The sequence below is a fragment of the Halomonas sp. N3-2A genome (assembly GCF_002216165.1).
GTDB lineage: Bacteria > Pseudomonadota > Gammaproteobacteria > Pseudomonadales > Halomonadaceae > Vreelandella.
The window spans coordinates 2,636,237-2,652,991 of the sequence record NZ_CP022286.1 but is presented as its reverse complement, the minus strand read 5'-3'; the positions used below and the strand labels follow the sequence as shown (position 1 = coordinate 2,652,991).

At 53.4% G+C, this 16,755-nt stretch carries 16 protein-coding genes, 1 tRNA gene and 5 pseudogenes; 17 read left to right on the top strand and 5 right to left on the bottom strand.

What is annotated here, in order from left to right; all coding sequences use genetic code 11:
* Positions 1–59 precede the first annotated feature (59 nt).
* The 4 genes from CEK60_RS12445 to CEK60_RS12430 are packed head-to-tail and all read left to right on the top strand — an operon-like array spanning position 60 to position 3,115.
* Entirely contained in the window at positions 60–833 is a 774-nt protein-coding gene (locus tag CEK60_RS12445; RefSeq protein ID WP_089040917.1) for an ABC transporter ATP-binding protein, read from the top strand.
* A gap of 12 nt (positions 834–845) precedes the next feature.
* Positions 846–1,553, top strand: a complete 708-nt coding sequence (locus tag CEK60_RS12440) for an ABC transporter permease (protein ID WP_089039287.1) — start codon at positions 846–848, stop codon at positions 1,551–1,553.
* Positions 1,550–2,332: an ABC transporter permease gene (locus tag CEK60_RS12435; protein ID WP_232471380.1), complete on the top strand. Its 783-nt coding sequence runs from the start codon at positions 1,550–1,552 to the stop codon at positions 2,330–2,332. The genes CEK60_RS12440 and CEK60_RS12435 overlap by 4 nt, the downstream gene beginning before the upstream one ends.
* Before the next feature lie 12 nt (positions 2,333–2,344).
* Positions 2,345–3,115, top strand: a complete 771-nt coding sequence (locus tag CEK60_RS12430) for a transporter substrate-binding domain-containing protein (protein WP_089039286.1) — start codon at positions 2,345–2,347, stop codon at positions 3,113–3,115.
* Positions 3,116–3,858: 743 nt separating this feature from the next.
* On the opposite strand, the gene CEK60_RS22685 is transcribed toward CEK60_RS12430, so the two are convergent.
* On the bottom strand, positions 3,859–4,035 hold the full coding sequence (locus CEK60_RS22685; protein WP_232471379.1) for an Arm DNA-binding domain-containing protein: 177 nt from the start codon (positions 4,033–4,035) through the stop codon (positions 3,859–3,861).
* A gap of 293 nt (positions 4,036–4,328) precedes the next feature.
* On the opposite strand from CEK60_RS22685, the pseudogene CEK60_RS12420 reads away from it, so the two are divergent.
* Positions 4,329–5,434: pseudogene (locus tag CEK60_RS12420) on the top strand (IS3 family transposase).
* Positions 5,435–5,625: 191 nt separating this feature from the next.
* Here CEK60_RS12420 and CEK60_RS12415 read toward each other — a convergent pair.
* Together CEK60_RS12415 and CEK60_RS12410 are read right to left on the bottom strand one after the other, a co-directional pair.
* Positions 5,626–5,937 (bottom strand): AzlD family protein, encoded by a 312-nt coding sequence (locus CEK60_RS12415; protein WP_089039285.1) that lies wholly within the window; start codon positions 5,935–5,937, stop codon positions 5,626–5,628.
* Positions 5,934–6,656 carry an AzlC family ABC transporter permease gene (locus CEK60_RS12410; protein WP_089039284.1) on the bottom strand — a complete coding sequence of 241 codons (723 nt, stop codon included), beginning with the start codon at positions 6,654–6,656 and terminating at the stop codon, positions 5,934–5,936. Before CEK60_RS12410 ends, CEK60_RS12415 begins: the two co-directional genes overlap by 4 nt.
* Before the next feature lie 173 nt (positions 6,657–6,829).
* Between CEK60_RS12410 and CEK60_RS12405 the strand changes: the two genes are divergently transcribed.
* The 6 genes and pseudogenes from CEK60_RS12405 to CEK60_RS12380 form a co-directional block, all read left to right on the top strand.
* Positions 6,830–7,966: a C4-dicarboxylate TRAP transporter substrate-binding protein gene (locus CEK60_RS12405; RefSeq protein ID WP_089039283.1), complete on the top strand. Its 1,137-nt coding sequence runs from the start codon at positions 6,830–6,832 to the stop codon at positions 7,964–7,966.
* Between the two features lie 55 nt (positions 7,967–8,021).
* On the top strand, positions 8,022–8,651 hold the full coding sequence (locus CEK60_RS12400) for a TetR/AcrR family transcriptional regulator (protein ID WP_089039282.1): 630 nt from the start codon (positions 8,022–8,024) through the stop codon (positions 8,649–8,651).
* Positions 8,648–9,148, top strand: coding sequence for a TRAP transporter small permease (locus CEK60_RS12395; RefSeq protein ID WP_089039281.1), 501 nt, complete (start codon positions 8,648–8,650; stop codon positions 9,146–9,148). The genes CEK60_RS12400 and CEK60_RS12395 overlap by 4 nt, the downstream gene beginning before the upstream one ends.
* 10 nt (positions 9,149–9,158) lie before the next feature.
* Positions 9,159–10,466: a TRAP transporter large permease gene (locus tag CEK60_RS12390; RefSeq protein ID WP_089039280.1), complete on the top strand. Its 1,308-nt coding sequence runs from the start codon at positions 9,159–9,161 to the stop codon at positions 10,464–10,466.
* 36 nt (positions 10,467–10,502) lie between these two features.
* Positions 10,503–11,729, top strand: coding sequence for a metal-dependent hydrolase family protein (locus CEK60_RS12385; RefSeq protein ID WP_089039279.1), 1,227 nt, complete (start codon positions 10,503–10,505; stop codon positions 11,727–11,729).
* A gap of 340 nt (positions 11,730–12,069) precedes the next feature.
* Positions 12,070–12,330 (top strand): annotated as a pseudogene (locus CEK60_RS12380) (transposase); the annotation flags it as partial.
* 24 nt (positions 12,331–12,354) lie between these two features.
* Here CEK60_RS12380 and CEK60_RS12375 read toward each other — a convergent pair.
* Positions 12,355–13,573: pseudogene (locus CEK60_RS12375) on the bottom strand (IS3 family transposase).
* Between the two features lie 28 nt (positions 13,574–13,601).
* Here CEK60_RS12375 and CEK60_RS23040 point away from each other — a divergent pair.
* The 5 genes and pseudogenes from CEK60_RS23040 to CEK60_RS23035 all read left to right on the top strand — a co-directional run bounded on the left by CEK60_RS23040 (position 13,602) and on the right by CEK60_RS23035 (position 15,465).
* Complete coding sequence (locus CEK60_RS23040; protein ID WP_446718669.1) at positions 13,602–13,832, top strand: hypothetical protein; 231 nt, start codon at positions 13,602–13,604, stop codon at positions 13,830–13,832.
* Complete coding sequence (locus tag CEK60_RS12370; protein WP_446718630.1) at positions 13,738–14,271, top strand: IS3 family transposase; 534 nt, start codon at positions 13,738–13,740, stop codon at positions 14,269–14,271. Before CEK60_RS23040 ends, CEK60_RS12370 begins: the two co-directional genes overlap by 95 nt.
* Positions 14,272–14,427: 156 nt before the next feature.
* Positions 14,428–15,036, top strand: a pseudogene (locus CEK60_RS12365) (transposase); the annotation flags it as partial.
* A gap of 16 nt (positions 15,037–15,052) precedes the next feature.
* Positions 15,053–15,334: pseudogene (locus CEK60_RS12360) on the top strand (IS3 family transposase); the annotation flags it as partial.
* 14 nt (positions 15,335–15,348) lie between these two features.
* On the top strand, positions 15,349–15,465 hold the full coding sequence (locus CEK60_RS23035; RefSeq protein WP_446718629.1) for a helix-turn-helix domain-containing protein: 117 nt from the start codon (positions 15,349–15,351) through the stop codon (positions 15,463–15,465).
* 177 nt (positions 15,466–15,642) lie between these two features.
* Here CEK60_RS23035 and CEK60_RS12350 read toward each other — a convergent pair.
* Positions 15,643–15,719, bottom strand: a tRNA-Met gene (locus CEK60_RS12350).
* Between the two features lie 276 nt (positions 15,720–15,995).
* On the opposite strand from CEK60_RS12350, the gene phbB reads away from it, so the two are divergent.
* Positions 15,996–16,742, top strand: a complete 747-nt coding sequence (gene phbB / locus CEK60_RS12345; protein WP_089039277.1) for an acetoacetyl-CoA reductase — start codon at positions 15,996–15,998, stop codon at positions 16,740–16,742.
* Positions 16,743–16,755 lie beyond the last annotated feature (13 nt).

Genomic DNA, 16,755 nt, shown 5'->3' with positions numbered 1-16,755 from the left:
CAACAATGACAACACCACTGCCAGAGTCTCGAACGTCCCAGACGAACGTCAAGGACACCATGCTCACCACTGAGCCAGAAGTATTGCTCAAGGCTGAGAGCATCGCGAAGCGCTTCGGCGAGACCCAGGTGCTGAAGGGAATTTCACTGACGGCCCGACGCGGCGACGTTATCACCCTGATAGGTTCGTCCGGCTCGGGCAAGAGCACCTTCCTGCGCTGCCTCAATCTGCTCGAGCAGCCTGACGGTGGAGAGCTCGAAATCCTCAGCCAGCCGATCCGCTTCAAAATGACCCGCCACGGGCGACTCCCCGAGGACGACAAACGCGTGCAGTGGATGCGCTCGCGGGTCGCCATGGTGTTTCAGAGCTTCAATCTGTGGGCCCACATGACGCTCGTGGAAAACATCATCGAGGCCCCCATTCACGTGCTGAGAATGCCTCGGAGAAAGGCCTTAGATCGGGCCTATGAGCTGCTGGCTAAGGTCGGCTTAGACGAGCGCGCTGACCATTATCCCTCGCAGTTGTCCGGCGGCCAGCAGCAGCGCGGCGCCATTGCTCGTGCACTGGCGATGGACCCCGACGTGATGCTGTTCGACGAGCCGACCTCGGCGCTCGATCCAGAACTGGTCGGCGACGTGCTGGCGGTGATGCGCCAGCTCGCTGAGGAGGGGCGCACTATGGTGCTAGTGACTCACGAGATGGACTTCGCTCGGGACGTTTCGACCCGGATCATGTACCTGAACCAAGGTGAGGTGGAAGAAGAGGGACCCCCGCAGCGGGTGCTGGGCTCCCCTCAATCGGTCCGACTGCGCCAGTTCCTCTCGACCCGCTGAAGGAGTCCTTCCATGCTGAATCTTCATGGCTACGGCATGCGTCTAGTCGAGGGTGCTCTGGTTACCGTCGAATTGGCTGCACTTTCGCTGATCATCGCCGTGCTACTCGGTCTCGTCACCGCCAGCGCCAAGCTGTCGAAGCGGCGTCTTCCTCATCTGCTGGCGACGCTCTATACCACGCTGATCCGAGGCGTTCCGGACTTGGTGCTGATGATGCTGTTTTTCTTCGGCGGCCAGATGCTGATGAATGACGTCTCCGACTGGCTCTATGCGCGCTTCGGACTCGACCTGTTTTTCAATATCGACGCTTTCATCGCCGGCGTTCTGACCATTGGCCTGATCTTCGGTGCCTACATGGGCGAGACCTTCCGCGGCGCTATCCAGGCCGTCGACAAGGGCCAAGTCGAGGCGGCCACTGCCTGCGGTATGAGGCGGGCGCTGATATTCCGGCGCATCCGCTTCCCGTTAATGATGCGCCATGCTCTCCCTGGCCTCTCGAACAACTGGCTGGTGCTGCTCAAGACCACCGCGCTGGTCTCGGTGATTGGTCTGTCGGATATGGTTCGCGTCGCTACCCAGGCCTCCAAAACTACCCTCGAGCCCTTCACCTTTATGCTGTTCGTAGCTGTCATCTATCTGCTGTTGACCAGCCTTTCGGAGTGGGTGTTCAAGCGTCTGACCCGGAAATACAACGCCGGTTTCACAGGGGGGAGGTCATGATCGATATGCTAATGGAGTCGCTCACCGCTTGGCTGGCCGAGCGCGCGATCTTCACCCCTGATACGCTTGCCGTCTACTGGCAGGGTATCAAGACGACGCTCGCTCTGGTCTCGCTGTCGCTGCTGGTGGGTTTCGTGATCTCGTTGCCGCTCTCCCTGGCCCGTGGTTCCCACCATGGCTGGCTCAGGCGTCCTGTGCAGGCCTTCACCTACGTGTTTCGCGGCACCCCGCTACTGGTTCAGCTCTACTTGATCTACTACGGCGTTGTGTTCATTGACGACGTCCAGGAGAGCTGGCTCTGGCCGCTGGTCAAGGAGCCGTTCCTGCCGGCGCTGTTGGCTTTCATCCTCAACACCGTGGCCTACACTACCGAGATCTTCCATGGCGCCATCGTCAACACCCCCCGTGGCGAACTCGAGGCGGCTAAGGCCTGTGGCATGAGTCGGCCACTGATATATCAGCGCATCGTATTCCCCAGCGCCTTCCGTCGGGCGCTGCCCGCTTATGGCAACGAAGTGATACTAACCCTCCATGCCAGCGCAATCGCCAGCACAGTGACGCTGATGGATATCACTGGGGCGGCCCAGTTCGTTTACTCACGCTTCTATGCTCCCTTTGAGGCGTTCATCTTTGCCGCCCTGATCTACTTGGTCATCACCCTGACCCTGCTCTACGTACTCCGCCGTCTGGAGGCTCGCTTCAATCCGCAGCTCAGAGGCGTCCGCAAGCAACGCCGCAAGATCATGGCATTCGGCAATGCCATTCCGCAGAAACCATAGGAGATCCACAACATGAACAAGACTTTCTCTTCTCTGACCGCCGCCGCCCTTATCGGCCTCTCCGCGACTGCCAGCGCCGAGGATCCGTTACGCATCGGCGTCGACGTGCCCACCGCGCCCATGGAGTACCGCCTGCCCAGTGGCGAGTTGACTGGATTCGATATTGACCTGGGCAACGCCTTGTGTGAGCGTATCTCCCGTGAGTGCGAGTGGGTGGTGCAGGAGTGGAGCGGCATCATCCCGGGCCTTCTGTCCCGTAAATACGACGCCATCATGTCCTCTATGACCATCAACGATGCGCGCCGCGAGACAGTGTTGTTCTCCGCCCCCTACATCAAGCCCTATTCCGCCTGGTTCGGGGCCGCAGATCTTGACGTAGAGACCATCAATCCAGAGACGCTGGCCGGCAAGGCCATCGGTGTGCAACGCGGGACCCTGCAGGACAGTTATGTGACCGACACCTTCAGCGACGTGGCCGAGGTCAGCCGCTACTCGACCACGTCCGACATGATCATGGACATGAAAACGGGCCGCGTTGAACTCATCTTCCTGGATCATCCGGCTGGCGTGGCTACTCTACTCGACGGTAGCGAGGGATATCGAGTGGTAGGTGAGCTGGTCAACGAACCTGAAGAGTACTTCGGTGAGGGCTTCGGGATTGCCTTCCGTCAGCGCGATGGGGAGCTCGCCGAGCAGTTTAATGCCGCACTGTCGGAACTTAGGGCGGATGGTACTTACGACGAGATTTATCAGAAGTACTTCCCAGGTGAATCAGACTTCTGAATCGCGCTCTCGCCGCTGCTCTTCTCACGACGTTCCACTGCATAAAAAGGTGCATCAGAAGACCGGGCGAAAACTCCATCTACATTCCTTTAGACTGATGAGTAAAACGCCCCGGACATTGTCTGGGGTATTTTGATTTTAATTACTCATTCGTTTCAGATAATAAAAATCCGATAGAGTTCTCAGGGAGGTTTTACCATCGTTCCATTTACGCTCAAGCGTATCAGGTTATAACTCATTACATCTAAGCTGTAACCACTTCTGGCAGAATCAAGGTTCCAGCATCAGCAGCTTTTGAGTATGGCGAAAATCTGCTCAACGGTGGCCATTCGGCGGGCTGAAGTGGCTATAGTTTCCCGGACACGCTGGCGCAGATAAGATTGTTTATCCACTGAAGTGTGTGTTATGAGTCAGAAAACAAGCAATTCTTATATAGGTGGATTTAAGGAATCTGCGGTTGAACTATCAGTGGGGCCGGGCTGCCTCTGATACAGAAATAGCATTTATAATAATGACTCATAGTTTTAATGAGTCTGGAGATGGCTATATTTCACCGCCAATCTACTTGTTACCGTTAGTCACGGTCTATTAATGGTTAAAGTTACTAAGAGAGTTCTGAGTAACTACCTATATTTGTCAAATCTCACGTGAGCTGATAGAAAACGAAAAATTCAGACACTTTTCTGCCGTTCTTTGCCTGTCTCTCGCTCATTGAGTGGGGAATAGGCAAATTAACCCTACTCCTACAGGTATTTATCACTCATCAGTAAGTTGCTGAATGCCGTCAGTAAGTGCAGGCGATGGGTGTTTTTTTGATTGGCCAGCGTTTCTTTAATCGCAGTTTGTTCGCGCAGCCGCAAGCCTTGGCCGAAAAAGTCCAGATAGAGCTTGCCTGTCTCTTTACGTTGACGGGTACCCATGGCTGAATCCTCCGTTTTCCATAGGAATAAAGAGTCTGCCATGAGTAGTCTTCAGCATTTCGTGTTCGACCGCTTCCCGGAGAAACAGAATCTTCCGCCGCCCAAATGGCTTTATGTAGTGAGTGTCCCCAATAAGAACGCTATCTTTTAACTGCTGACGAATGGTGCGGAAGTCGTACTTAATCCGCTGGGCAAGCTCTTCAGTCGTTAGGTATATGATGTTTCCATCGAAAACCTCCAGATTGAATAGCGCTACACTTTAGAGTCCGATCCTATGTGTAAGGAGATCGGGCATGAGAAAGCGTTTCAGCGAAGAACAGATCATAGGGTTCCTGGGCGAAGCCAAAGCAGGGCTCCCTATCAAAGAGCGATGTCGTTGGCACGGCCCAACTATTACCTTTGGCGCAGCAAGTTTGGTGGCATGAGCGTGCCCGATGCCAAGCGGCTCAAAGAACTCGAAGCTGAAAATGGGCGCTTGAAAAAGCTGCTCGCGGAGTCGCCACTGGAGATGGAGGTCACTCGCGAGGCGCTGAGAAAAAGCCGTGAGCGCCCCTGCACGCCGAGGCGTGGTGCGCTTTATGGTGTCACGTGGCCTAAGTGAGCGCCGAACACTCCGTGTCATCCGTATGAGTGCCAGTGCATTGCGCTATCAATCGACTCCTGGCCGCAAGAGGCATTGCGTGAACGCACTGTTGCCTTGGCTCATCGGCATCGTCGCTATGGCGCTGGCATGATTTACCTGAAGCTTCGTCAAGCCGGTGAGCGGGTCAATCATAAGCGCGTTGAGCGTCTCTACGCGGCGGCTCGGTTGTAGGTAAAACGCCGTAAGCGTAAGAAGGTGCCTACCTCAGAGCGAAAGCCCCTGGGCCGACCTTGTGCCGCTAACTAGGTTTGGTCAATGGATTTTGTGTTTGATCGAACGGCAGGGGGACGCGTGATTAAGAATCTCATTGTTGTCGAAGACGCTACCCATGAAGCCGTGGCAATCGTGCCTGAACTTGCCATTGGTGGGCTATCTTTAACACGGATTCTGGATCAGCTGGCTGTACACCGTGGGCTACTCAACGCCATTCATACAGATAATGGTAAGGAATTCTGTGGGCGCGCCATGCTGGCGTGGACTCATCTACGTGGCGTTACCTTTTTTTAATCGAACCTGGAAAACCCAATCAAAACGCCTATATCGAATTGTTCAACGGGCGCTTCCGTGATGAATGCCTGAATGAGCGCTGGTTCACCAGCCTGCATCACGCGAGGGTAATCATCGAGGCGGCGGCGGGAATATAACGAGGAACGACCGAAGAAGGAACTGGGTGGGTTAACGCCTTCCGCCGATGCCGAGCAACTAGCGTTAAAAAACGATAAAGTAACTTCAGGCGCTAAACACGGATGCTATTGAGAATGGGGGGCATCGCTCAAACGCTCGATGTAAAGAGGCATTCTAATGGTTTGCTCAATGCCGATAACGATGCTATCCATCTGTTGCCTTGGTAGGTGCCGGCAACGGCTACGTGGTCGCTAATGCGAGCATACTGCCTGTTTCGCACATGCGCTCGCTGGGGTTTTCAATTCCACCGTTTTCGCACGATATTACCCAACCCACCAGCGCCAACCCGCAGCGCAAAGCATGCCCATAGCAATCGATACCAGCGGGCTTCTAAATGCTACCGCAACCGTACCCGCTGCAAGTGCCGCGAGCCGAACGCCGCCGTCACCATGAACGATGATAGGCGTAATAACGGCAATCAGGACTGAACTAGACATGGCATCGACGAATCGTCGCACGCGTGGTCCTAGCGGCACATGTGACATGATTAGCAGCCCCACCACTCTGGAGCCATAAGCAATGACTACCATTAGCATGATGGCTATCAACGACTGCCACACTAATGATGAACTCATGAGGCGCTTTCCCTGAACAATCGTCCAGGCAGCGATACGGCCACCACGCCCCCGGTAATTGCGCCTACCATCACATGGAGATAAGGCGGCAGCCACCAGTACGCCATTAATGCACTCGCCGCTGCTGCCAGCCAGGGTAGGGCCATTGCTACTCGTGGGGTTCCACCGACAACGATCATCAGCAGAAAGCACAGCATGATCACATCAAGGCCGAAGCGTTCAGGCTCGGTAATGCCCCCACCGAAGGCTAGACCTATTGCAGTGCCACCGACCCAGGCCCCCCACAGCGCTATGCCGCCACCTAGCAGAATGCCCAGGTTTCGCTCGCCGCGCTGATACTCTCCCAGTGCCATTGCCCAGTTGGAATCGGTCAGCAGAATCACCATCGCGAATTGTTGGCGTTGAGGTAACACCTTGAGCCAGGGGTAGAGCGCCGCACTCATTAGCATATGTCGGGTATGAATTGCGAGTGTGACGGCTGCCAGCGCAAGCAGCGGCAGAGGCGAATGCCACATCTCTAGGGCCGCAAATTGCGAAGGCGCTGCGAAGACAAACAGACTCATTAACATCGCCTCCCAACCGGCCAATCCGTGGTGCACAGAGGCTACGCCAAACGCTAATCCAAACGCGATCGTAAAAACCGCCAAAGGCAGCATCATGCGAATCCCTTGCCAGGTGCCCGCTATATCAAGTCGAGTGGGGTTTTCCTTTACTTTCATTACTTAACCTTTATCTGCGGAACTGGTCATGTTAAAAACAAACAGACCTGCTTGTTTTTTTGTTATTAGAAGTCTAGATTGAATTATGTGCACGCGCCACATCGGGTGACGTGTCAACAATATGAAACAATACAACAGAAAAAACAGCCGATTAAATCGGTCCGGGAAACTATATGAACTTCACTCGTAATACGCTGACACTCGCCGTTGGAGCGCTGGTCTTGCCTGTTGTTGCTTCTTCGGCCCATGCTGCAACCTCCTTTATTGCCAATTCGTTTTACGACCAGCAACACCCCCACTCTCGTTACGGTTATATCGAGTGGGCTGAAATGGTCAAGGAGCTCTCAAACGGTGAACTGCAACCCGAGGTTTATACCGGCACCGTCCTGCTGGCGCCACGCGCTAACCTGCAGGGTATCCAGGATAACGTGGTTCAGGTTGCTCACCACGCGGCTATTTACACGCCTTCTGAAATGCCGGTAGCGAATGCCGTTCAGGAGTTAGGCTTTAACTATGACGACCCGCTGGTTGGAATTCTGGCGGTGACAGACTTCAGCCTTAATAATCCCATTCAGCTAGCCGAGTGGGAGGAACTGGATATTGTCTACCTGGGCGCCTATAACACGCCTTCCTATGTGCTGTTCTGCCGCGAGCCAGTCCGCAATCTTGACGAGCTACGTGGTAAGCGTATTCGTACCGCAGGCTCGACTGTTTCTGCCTGGGTCGAACAAGCAGGTGGAACACCGGTTAATGTGCCTTCCAGTGAGATGTACAGCGGTCTTGATCGGGGATCATTAGATTGTGCAACGAATGCGCCTAATGACTTGATCGATCGGTCTCTTTGGGAAGTCGCCGAGTACACGACGCTGCTGCCCACTGGCATGTATTGGTCTGGCCCTCAGTGGGGCTTCAACTCGGGCTTTTGGGTTAGCCTCAGCGATGAAGAGCGCGATGTCTTTAAAGAAGCGACGGCCAACGCAATGACACGCATGATTGTCCAGTTCCTCAACGCTTCTGAAACCGCATTGGAAGAAGCCGCTGCCCATGGCAACAACATCTACCAGCCTGAAGAGGATCTGATGGCATCTGTGGAGGCTTTCCGCGATGAGGCCTTGGCCAATGTCTACGATAAGGCCCGTGATGAGTACGGTGTTGAAGACCCAGAAGCGCTGATTGATGATTTTATCGCGACTTACGAGAAGTGGGATGCCTTAATCAGCGAAGTTGATCGCGAAGACGAAAAGGCTCTGGCCGAACTGGCCATGGAAGAGATCTACAATAAGCTTCCTGCTGACTACGGAATCTATTAATAGGCAATACTGAGGCCGCCTCATTGAGGCGGCCTCAGCCAAATAAGGGTTCGCTATGACGAAGCGACAGAATCAAGAAGAACGCTCACGCCAAACCCAGGCTCGGGTGACGCAAGCGACTATCGAGTGCATTCTTGAGAAGGGCATTCGTGCTACGTCAACGGTGGATGTCGCACGTCTGGCGGGTGTTTCTCGGGGTGCTCTAGTTCACCATTATCCATCCAAGACCTTATTGATGCAGGCGGCGCTTGAGGACTTGCTAAGTCGCGAAGTGGAAAGCGTCAGAGAGATGGCCGTTAAGGTTAGAGCGGGTGAGCTTAATTTTGACAGCTTGCTTAAAGCACTGCATGAGCACTTCAAGGGCGACCTTTATATGGTGACCCTGGAATATCTCACTAATGCACGCACCGACCCTGACATCATGAAAGTGTTAGTGCCGTTGGCAGCTAATTTCAATGACTCTCTGGAGCAAATTTGGGAGCAGTTGGTCGCCAGTTCCAGCCATACGTCACACCAGAATCGCGTCGCCCTGAATGCCACTTTGTGCATGATGCGGGGTATGGGGGCGCAAAGCATTTGGCGTGATGACCCTGAACTCTACCGCGATATGCTGCTGTTCTGGAAAGAGACGCTGCTGGAACTGGGGTTTTCTGCCTCGGATGCGAATAGGAGTGAGCCCGCATGATTGCCAAATACGTAGAGTCGTTGAGCCAGTGGATCGCCAAAAGTGCCATGGTGCTGGCAGCGTTATTTCTGGTGCTTATGGCACTGCATGTCTCACTTGATGTAGGGCTGCGCTACTTATTCGGAAAGTCATTTACCGGCACCCTGGAGTTTGTCTCTTTTTACTACATGGTAGCCGTCGTCTTTCTGCCACTCGCCTATGTAGAGCTTCAGCGGGAACACATCAGCGTGGATGTACTGGTGGGAAGGCTTCCACCTATTGCCCAACTGACGCTTTACCTGTTCGCCAGTACCCTTGGGCTCCTCTATTTCGGCATGCTCTGTTACCAGAGCTATCTAGATGCAGTGCGCGCTACGGTTCGAACGGAAACGGCCATGGCCAACTTCACTTTCTACCTTTGGCCCAGTCGCTGGGCGTTACCGGTTGGCTTTGCTGCTATGTGCTTGGCCATCCTCGCCAACATGATTAAGGCGCTGCAACAACGCCAAGCCCTGTAGGAGTTTCCTAATGAGTAATATCGAGATAGGTGTGGCAGGCATTGCCATCGCCTTGGCCCTGATAGCCTTGCGCGTGCCAATCGGAGTTGCGCTAGGTTTGGTGTCAATTATTGGCATTGGTGAAATGACCAGCATGCGTGTGGCCTGGGGGATGGTTTCAGCCACTCCGTTTGACTTTGCGGGTACCTGGGAGCTGACCGCTGCACCTATGTTCCTGTTCATGGGCTATTTGTGTACCAGCACGAATATGACCCAAGGTCTGTTTCATGCCATGCGCCTTTATCTGGCGCGCCTGCCTGGCGGTCTGGCTGTTTCCAGTGTCATGGCCTCTGCCTTCTTTGCCGCCGCTTCGGGTTCTAGCGTCGCAACATCGGCGGCCATGTCGCGTATTGCTGTGCCCGAAATGCTAAAGCATAGCTACGACAAGGGTTTGGCCACCGGTACCGTCGCCGCATCTGGAACACTCGGCTCGCTGATTCCCCCAAGCGTTTTGTTGGTACTCTATGGCGTTTATGCCCAGGTGTCGGTGGGGCAGCTGTTTATGGCGGGATTCATTCCCGGTGTACTTTCAGCACTGCTCTACATCGCCATGATTATGGTGCGCACCAAGCTGAATCCCAGCCTGGCGGGCAACGCTGATGTGCGCTCTAGCTGGGGCGAAAAATGGGATGCCTTTAAGCATATCTGGCCGTTGCCGCTGCTGATCGGCTCCGTGCTGGGCGGGATTTTTATGGGTATTTTCTCGCCTACCGAGGCGGGGGCCGTGGGTACAACCATTGCTGCTCTGATCGCATTTACGCGGCGCACGCTAACCTTTGCGGCCATTCGTGAAGCGCTGGTTAGCACGGCGGTGAGCACGGCCAGCATCTTCATTATTCTCATCGGGTCGCTGTTTTTCACCCGTTTTCTAGCCATGAGTGGCGTACCCGCCGCTTTTTCCGAGTTGATTCTTGGCGTCAGCACTGAGACCTGGTGGATCATTCTCGCGGTTGCACTGATCTATCTCGTTCTGGGTATGTTTATCGACTCAATTGGTCTACTCCTGCTCACTCTACCTTTAATCCTGCCCTTAGTAGAGGGCGCTGACCTTAACCTGATCTGGTTCGGGATCATCGTCGTCAAGCTGCTGGAAGTGGGGCTGGTCACTCCGCCTATCGGGCTCAATGTGTATGTCATCAAAGGTGCCCTGGGCAATAGCGTCACCCTGTCTGAAGTCTTTAAGGGCGTTGCCTGGTTCATCGTCATGGATATTGTTGCCCTGTTGTTGATCGTGCTGATTCCAGCGCTTTCGCTCTACCTCCCTCAAAAAATGTTTTAACGCCTCTCTCACATGAAATACCCACAAGGAACCCTCATGACAAAGACACGTTTAATTAATGCCAACGTCATCGACACGCGCAACGGAAAAGTACTCGCGAACCAGCAGGTGCGCATTCAGGATGGTCGTATCACCGATGTGAGCGATTCGCCGCTAGAGGGTAGTGATGATCAGGTCATCGATATTCAGGGCCACTTCTTGATGCCCGGTTTGGTTGATTCACATGTGCACGTCACGGCAATTACACCCAATTTTGCTCTGCTTGAGACGCTTTCGCCTTTCTATGTCGGTGCCAAATCAAGCGAGCTGCTGGAAGCTATGTTGATGCGCGGATTCACGACCGTGCGCGACGCTGGCGGTGCAGATTACGGTCTAGCCAAAGCGGTAGACGAAGGCGCTTTGGTCGGCCCGCGCATCATGTACGCCGGGAATGCACTTTCCCAGACTGGCGGTCACGCCGACATGCGCGGTCCAGGGCAGCAAACTTTTGAGGGCTGCTTCTGCTGCGCGGGACTAGGTCGCGTTTGCGATGGTGTCAGCGAAGTACGCCGGGCCGCTCGAGATGAAATTCGAAAGGGGGCCACCCAGATTAAAATTATGGCCTCGGGCGGCGTTTCTTCACCGACTGACCGTATCGACAGCACTCAATTTTCGCTTGAGGAAATTGATGCCATTGTGGAAGAAGCCACCGCCGCCAATATTCATACCATGGCGCATGCTTACACGGCGCGCGCTATCAACCGGCTAATCCCGCGAGGCGTCAAGACGATAGAACACGGCAACCTCATGGACGAGGAGAGCTGTCGGCTATTCCTTGAGTACGACGCTTATCTTACTCCGACCCTCTGCACCTACGATGCCCTAGCGAAGGAAGGTGTAGAGGCGGGTATGGCTGAGCATCTACAACGCAAGGTTTATGATGTGCTGGATTCTGGCGGTAAAGCGCTAGAAATGGCTCAGCGTTACGGCGTTAAAATGCTTTATGGATCTGATCTGCTTGGCCGGATGCAGCGCCATCAGCTTAACGAGTTTAATTTGCGTAAGGACGTGGTGCCCACCGATGAGCTGATTCGTGCAGCGACAAGTCACGCCGCCGACGCCTATGGTCACACCGGTGATTTTGGAGAGATTATTCCAGGTGCGAGAGGAGACATTATCGTGCTCAAGGACAATCCTTTGGATGATATTAATGTTCTGACTCAGCCGGATGAGCAGCTCCTGCTGATTATGAAAGGGGGAGTGGTTTACAAAAACGTACTTTAGCCAGACTTGACACTTCTTAGTGAAATACTGAGTAAAAGAGGCCAGTTAATGGCTTCAAATTGCTGACAAACTCCACTTCTTGTGGGGTTTTGTCGTTTAAGAAGAAAATTGATATTTTGTGCCGAGATGTACTAACGCGTTCCTTTCTTTAGGGTGCTATATTTGAGCACGAATAAGCTATCAGCTACTAGTATGTGGTGAAATGATCAAAGAGCTGAAGTTTGAAGTGCTATTGTCTAATTTAGCAATAAGGTGCCTGTCGTTTTGTAAACGCTCTAACTGATCCTGCCCAGTAACAGTGGACACCTCTAGAATGTAATACGCTACGATGAGGTGCATCATGGCAAGATCGACAACACTAATGAAGAAAAAATCTTATACCCGTTACTCAGATGCCTACCGTCAAGAAGCATTAGCGCTAGCTGATCGCATTGGCGTTACAGCAGCGGCTCGTGAACTGGGCATGCATACGAGCCAGCTTTATCAGTGGCGCTCTAAAGCCCAGCTTCAGCAAGACACCTCTGAACGAGAGCAGTCGTTGGCAGAAGAAAACGCTCGCTTGAAGCGCCAGTTAGCCGAAGCCAACGAAGAGCTGGCCATGTCTAGTCCTGAAATAGATTGACACTTATTTCATCTCAAACGCCCAGTGCACTGCATTGGGCGTTTTGTATTTAAGCGCCAAGTGCGGCCGCTGACTGTTATAAATCTCACGGACTCATTCACCATCGTACGCGCTTGATCAACATTTCCTGGCTGAATCAAGATAAATTCAGTCTTCAGTATCCCGTTGATACGCTCCGCTAGGGCATTTTGATAACAGTCATAACCGTCTGTCATTGAGCACTGGATACCGTACTGGCGATGTATCTTCTGATAGCTGTCACAGCAGTATTGGATGCCTCGATCCGAGTGGTGGATTAACGGCTCGCTTCCTGGCCGTTGGCGTAGAGCGTTGCGTAAGGCTTGCTCGACGTCCTGGCTACGTAAGCTCTCATGGACGTGATGACCGACAATTTTGCGGGAGTAAGCGTCGGTGACCAGACTTAAATAGCTCATCCCGTGACGCGTCGGTAGATAGGTAATGTCAGCGACCCAGACCTGATTAGGACGGCAGGCGACCACCTGCTCGGGGCCTGGCTTGAGTAGGTTCGGATGTCGCCGGAAGCGATGATGGCTGTGAGTCGTCTTATGATAAGCTCGTCGTATGGGCACCAGCAGACGCCGTGCACGAAGTACCTGAAAGAGCTGATCTCGTCCCACGTGCAACTCTTGATCGGCCTGGCGGTGCAGCAGATGATGCAGCTTGCGGGTGCCCAGTCGGGGCTGAGTAAGTCGTATGTCTCGAACAAAGTCGACGATTCGCTGCTCCCGGGCTTCTCGCGACTGCTGCGCTTTTTTGGCCTGATACCAAGCCTGGCGACTGATACCTAGAAGGTGGCATACCCTGCTAATGGTTAATCCGGCAACACGTTCTTGCGTGAGGACTTGCCTGGCTGCTTTTTTACAGACACCCCAAAATCCTTCTCCATCACCTCAACAACCGCTTCGAAGAACTGAGCCTTTTGCTCAGCAAGCCGCAACTTCTCTTCAAGCTCTTTGATCCGCTGTTCAGGGGTAAGTGGCCGAGGCATGTCGGGACTCCTTCTAGAGTGCTGTGTGGCACAGGGACGCCAGTCCTGATGGCCATATCGACGTAACCACTTTAGTACCGTTGAGCGACCTTGAATACCGTAACGACTCTGCGCCTGCTTATAGGTCATCTCACCGAGCTCCACTTGATCTACCACGGCCTGTTTAAAGGCCAGAGTGTAGTCTTTCTGTGTGCGCTTAACTCGTTGACTCATCACGCTCTCCCAAAATAAGGACAAGAACGTGTCAACTCTATTCAGGACGGGTCACCATCACAAAAAAGGCCGCGGTGTACTTTGCGAGAAGCCTGAAGTGAAGTACGCCTTTATCCATCGTCATCGCTACGCCTTCAGTATTCAGCGTATGTGCCAAGTGATAGGTGTCGCTAGATGTGGCTACTACGCTTGGCAACAGCGCAAGGGGGCATCATCGCCAAAGCTCTGTCAGCAAGCCATTATCTTACCACCAACGTAAAGGGCGCTCAGGCGCTCCGAGACTGGCCCTCGATCTGCGGGACGTTGGAATGCCGATTAACCGTAAGACGGTGGCTGCCAACTTACAGCGACAAGGCTTGCGCGCTAAAGCAGCCCGTAAGTTCAAGGCCACTACAAACTCTCGGCATTCGCTGCCGGTGGCACCGAATCTACTAGAGCAAAACTTCACGGCCTCAGCTCCCAATCAAAAGTGGGTGAGTGATATCACCTATTTGGCGACGAGCGAAGGCTGGCTTTACCTAGCAGGACTCATTGATCTTTACTCTCGTAAAGTGGTCGGTTGGGCAATGAGTGAGCGTATGACGGCCGATCTTGTCTGTGACTCGCTACAGATGGAGCTATGGAAACGCAAAAGGCCCAAAGGCGTCATTGTCCACTCGGATAGTAAGACTACAAGGCGCCAGGTGTTTCTGGGTTGATCCGGCACTTATAGTAATCGATCTATTCTGAAGACCTGGTGCCGTGAGGGCTCCCGGGTCTTCCGATCGACCCGGGTAGTGTGTCTTTCCCTGGACCTGTCGGTGCCCCGGGAGCACTGGCGGCGAGGTTTCGCCTCGTCGAAGCATGTGATTCAAGTGGTCTCGGCGCCAGAGGAACTGCGCGATCTGTTGAGGAACATGACGCGAATGCAGTTGCTTCGGACACTGGCGGCATGGCGACTCGATTTGAACGGGTACCGGGATGTCACGATGGCTTACCGCACCGCCCTGAAATCCCTCGCGCGCCGCTACCTAGAACTGCACGACGAGATTGCCGATTTGGACGTCATGATCAAGGCTATCGTCGATGAGCTGGCACCAAAGTTGGTGTCGCGAACGGCAGTAGGCTACGAGACGGCCGCACAGCTACTGATCACGGCAGACGACAATCCGGACCGCCTTGGCTCAGAAGCCAGCCTTGCGGCGCTATGTGGCGTTAGTCCTATTCCTGTCTCGTCAGGTAAGACGCAGCGACACCGACTCAACCGGGGTGGCGATCGCGCCGCCAATAGTGCGCTGTATATCATCGCCATCGGGCGGCTACGCCTGGATGCCGATACTCAGGCATACATTGCCCGGCGGGTGAGAGAGGGCCACTCCAAGCTGGAAACCATCTGATGCCTGAAACGCTATATTGCCCGGGAGCTCTATTATGTGCTGCGCAGCTGTCATCGGGAGATCAACCAGACGCAAATCGCCACTTGAAACTTAGAAGGGCGTCCGAGGCAGCCAGTACTGTTCCACGCTTTACCAATCGCTGCTTACCCGGAATGAGCTTAAGTGCAGCATAAGCGCCAAAGGTAACTGTTATGATAATGCATGTGCCGAAAGCTTCTTCCATAGCCTCAAGGTTGAAGCGATCCATGGAGAGCAATTTAAAACGCGAAGCGACATGAGGCGTCAGGTGTTTGAATACATCGAACTCGATTACAACAAGCAACGGCGGCACAGTGCTATAGGGATGATCAGTCCTGAGGTCTTTGAATCTCGAATGGTCGCTTAAGCCAGTGTCCACTGGTGCTGGGTAAGATCAATAGCACAGTGACCGATAATCTAGACAAGCTATGCTATTACTTTGATTGTGAGATCGAGCAGTTGGTTACTCATATCAAGGAGCCCAGCCCAGAACCTTAACTCGGTGGGAGTGAAAATGAAAAGCTGCTCGGTGCCTGAATCACAACTTTTTTACCCGCCGATAGGCATTTTAAAAAAATGGGCACGGAGTGGGCACAATTTGGGCACAGCGCTTTTTGGAATGACAGACAACAAAAAAGGCAGATCAGCAAGTAACTGATCTGCCTTTCGAAATATTGGTAGCGGGGACCGGATTTGAACCGATGACCTTCGGGTTATGAGCCCGACGAGCTACCAGACTGCTCCACCCCGCATCAACGTGTGGCGTATTCTACGCATTTTTAGCGTGAAGTCAACCCCCTGCATAAAACGCTTATATTGTTAGGCACGACCTTCATCGTGCTGCAACATTGGAAGAGTAAAGCTATGCTTCCAATAGGGATAACAAAAAGCTTACTGTCGGTATGTCGTCCAACTAACAATACGACGTGCTGTGAATGCTGAGGCGCTACGGCGCTTATTAAGAATGGCTTGCGACATCACCATAATGCTTAGCGTCCAAGCCGTTTGTCATATCAGGGAGGTAGTCAATGACCAATCAAGCCCCCGTCGCCTGGGTAACAGGTGGAACTGGTGGAATCGGAACGTCAATTTGCCATTCATTGGCGGATGCGGGTTATTTGGTAGTCGCGGGATATCACAATCCTGAGAAAGCCAAAACCTGGCTGGAAACCCAGCAAGCCGCTGGTTACGACAACATCGCGTTATCGGGTGTCGATCTTTCCGACCACAATGCCTGCCTAGAAGGTGCTCGCGAAATCCAAGAAAAATATGGGCCTATCAGCGTGTTAGTTAACTGTGCTGGCATCACTCGCGATGGCACCATGAAGAAGATGTCCTATGAGCAGTGGTATCAAGTAATCGATACCAACCTTAATAGCGTCTTCAACACGTGCCGCAGCGTTATTGAAATGATGCTGGAGCAGGGCTACGGTCGCATCATCAATATTTCTTCTATCAATGGCCGTAAAGGCCAATTTGGGCAAGTGAACTATGCGGCTGCCAAAGCAGGTATGCATGGGTTGACCATGTCGCTGGCGCAAGAAACGGCAACCAAAGGTATTACGGTGAATACCGTGTCGCCCGGCTACATTGCCACCGATATGATCATGAAAATTCCCGAGCAGGTGCGTGAGGCCATTCGAGAAACCATTCCAGTAAAGCGTTACGGTACTCCGGAGGAGATCGGTCGCTTGGTAACGTTCCTGGCAGATAAAGAGTCAGGCTTTATTACTGGCGCCAATATTGATATTAACGGCGGGCAGTTTATGGGCTAATCGCCCAACATGA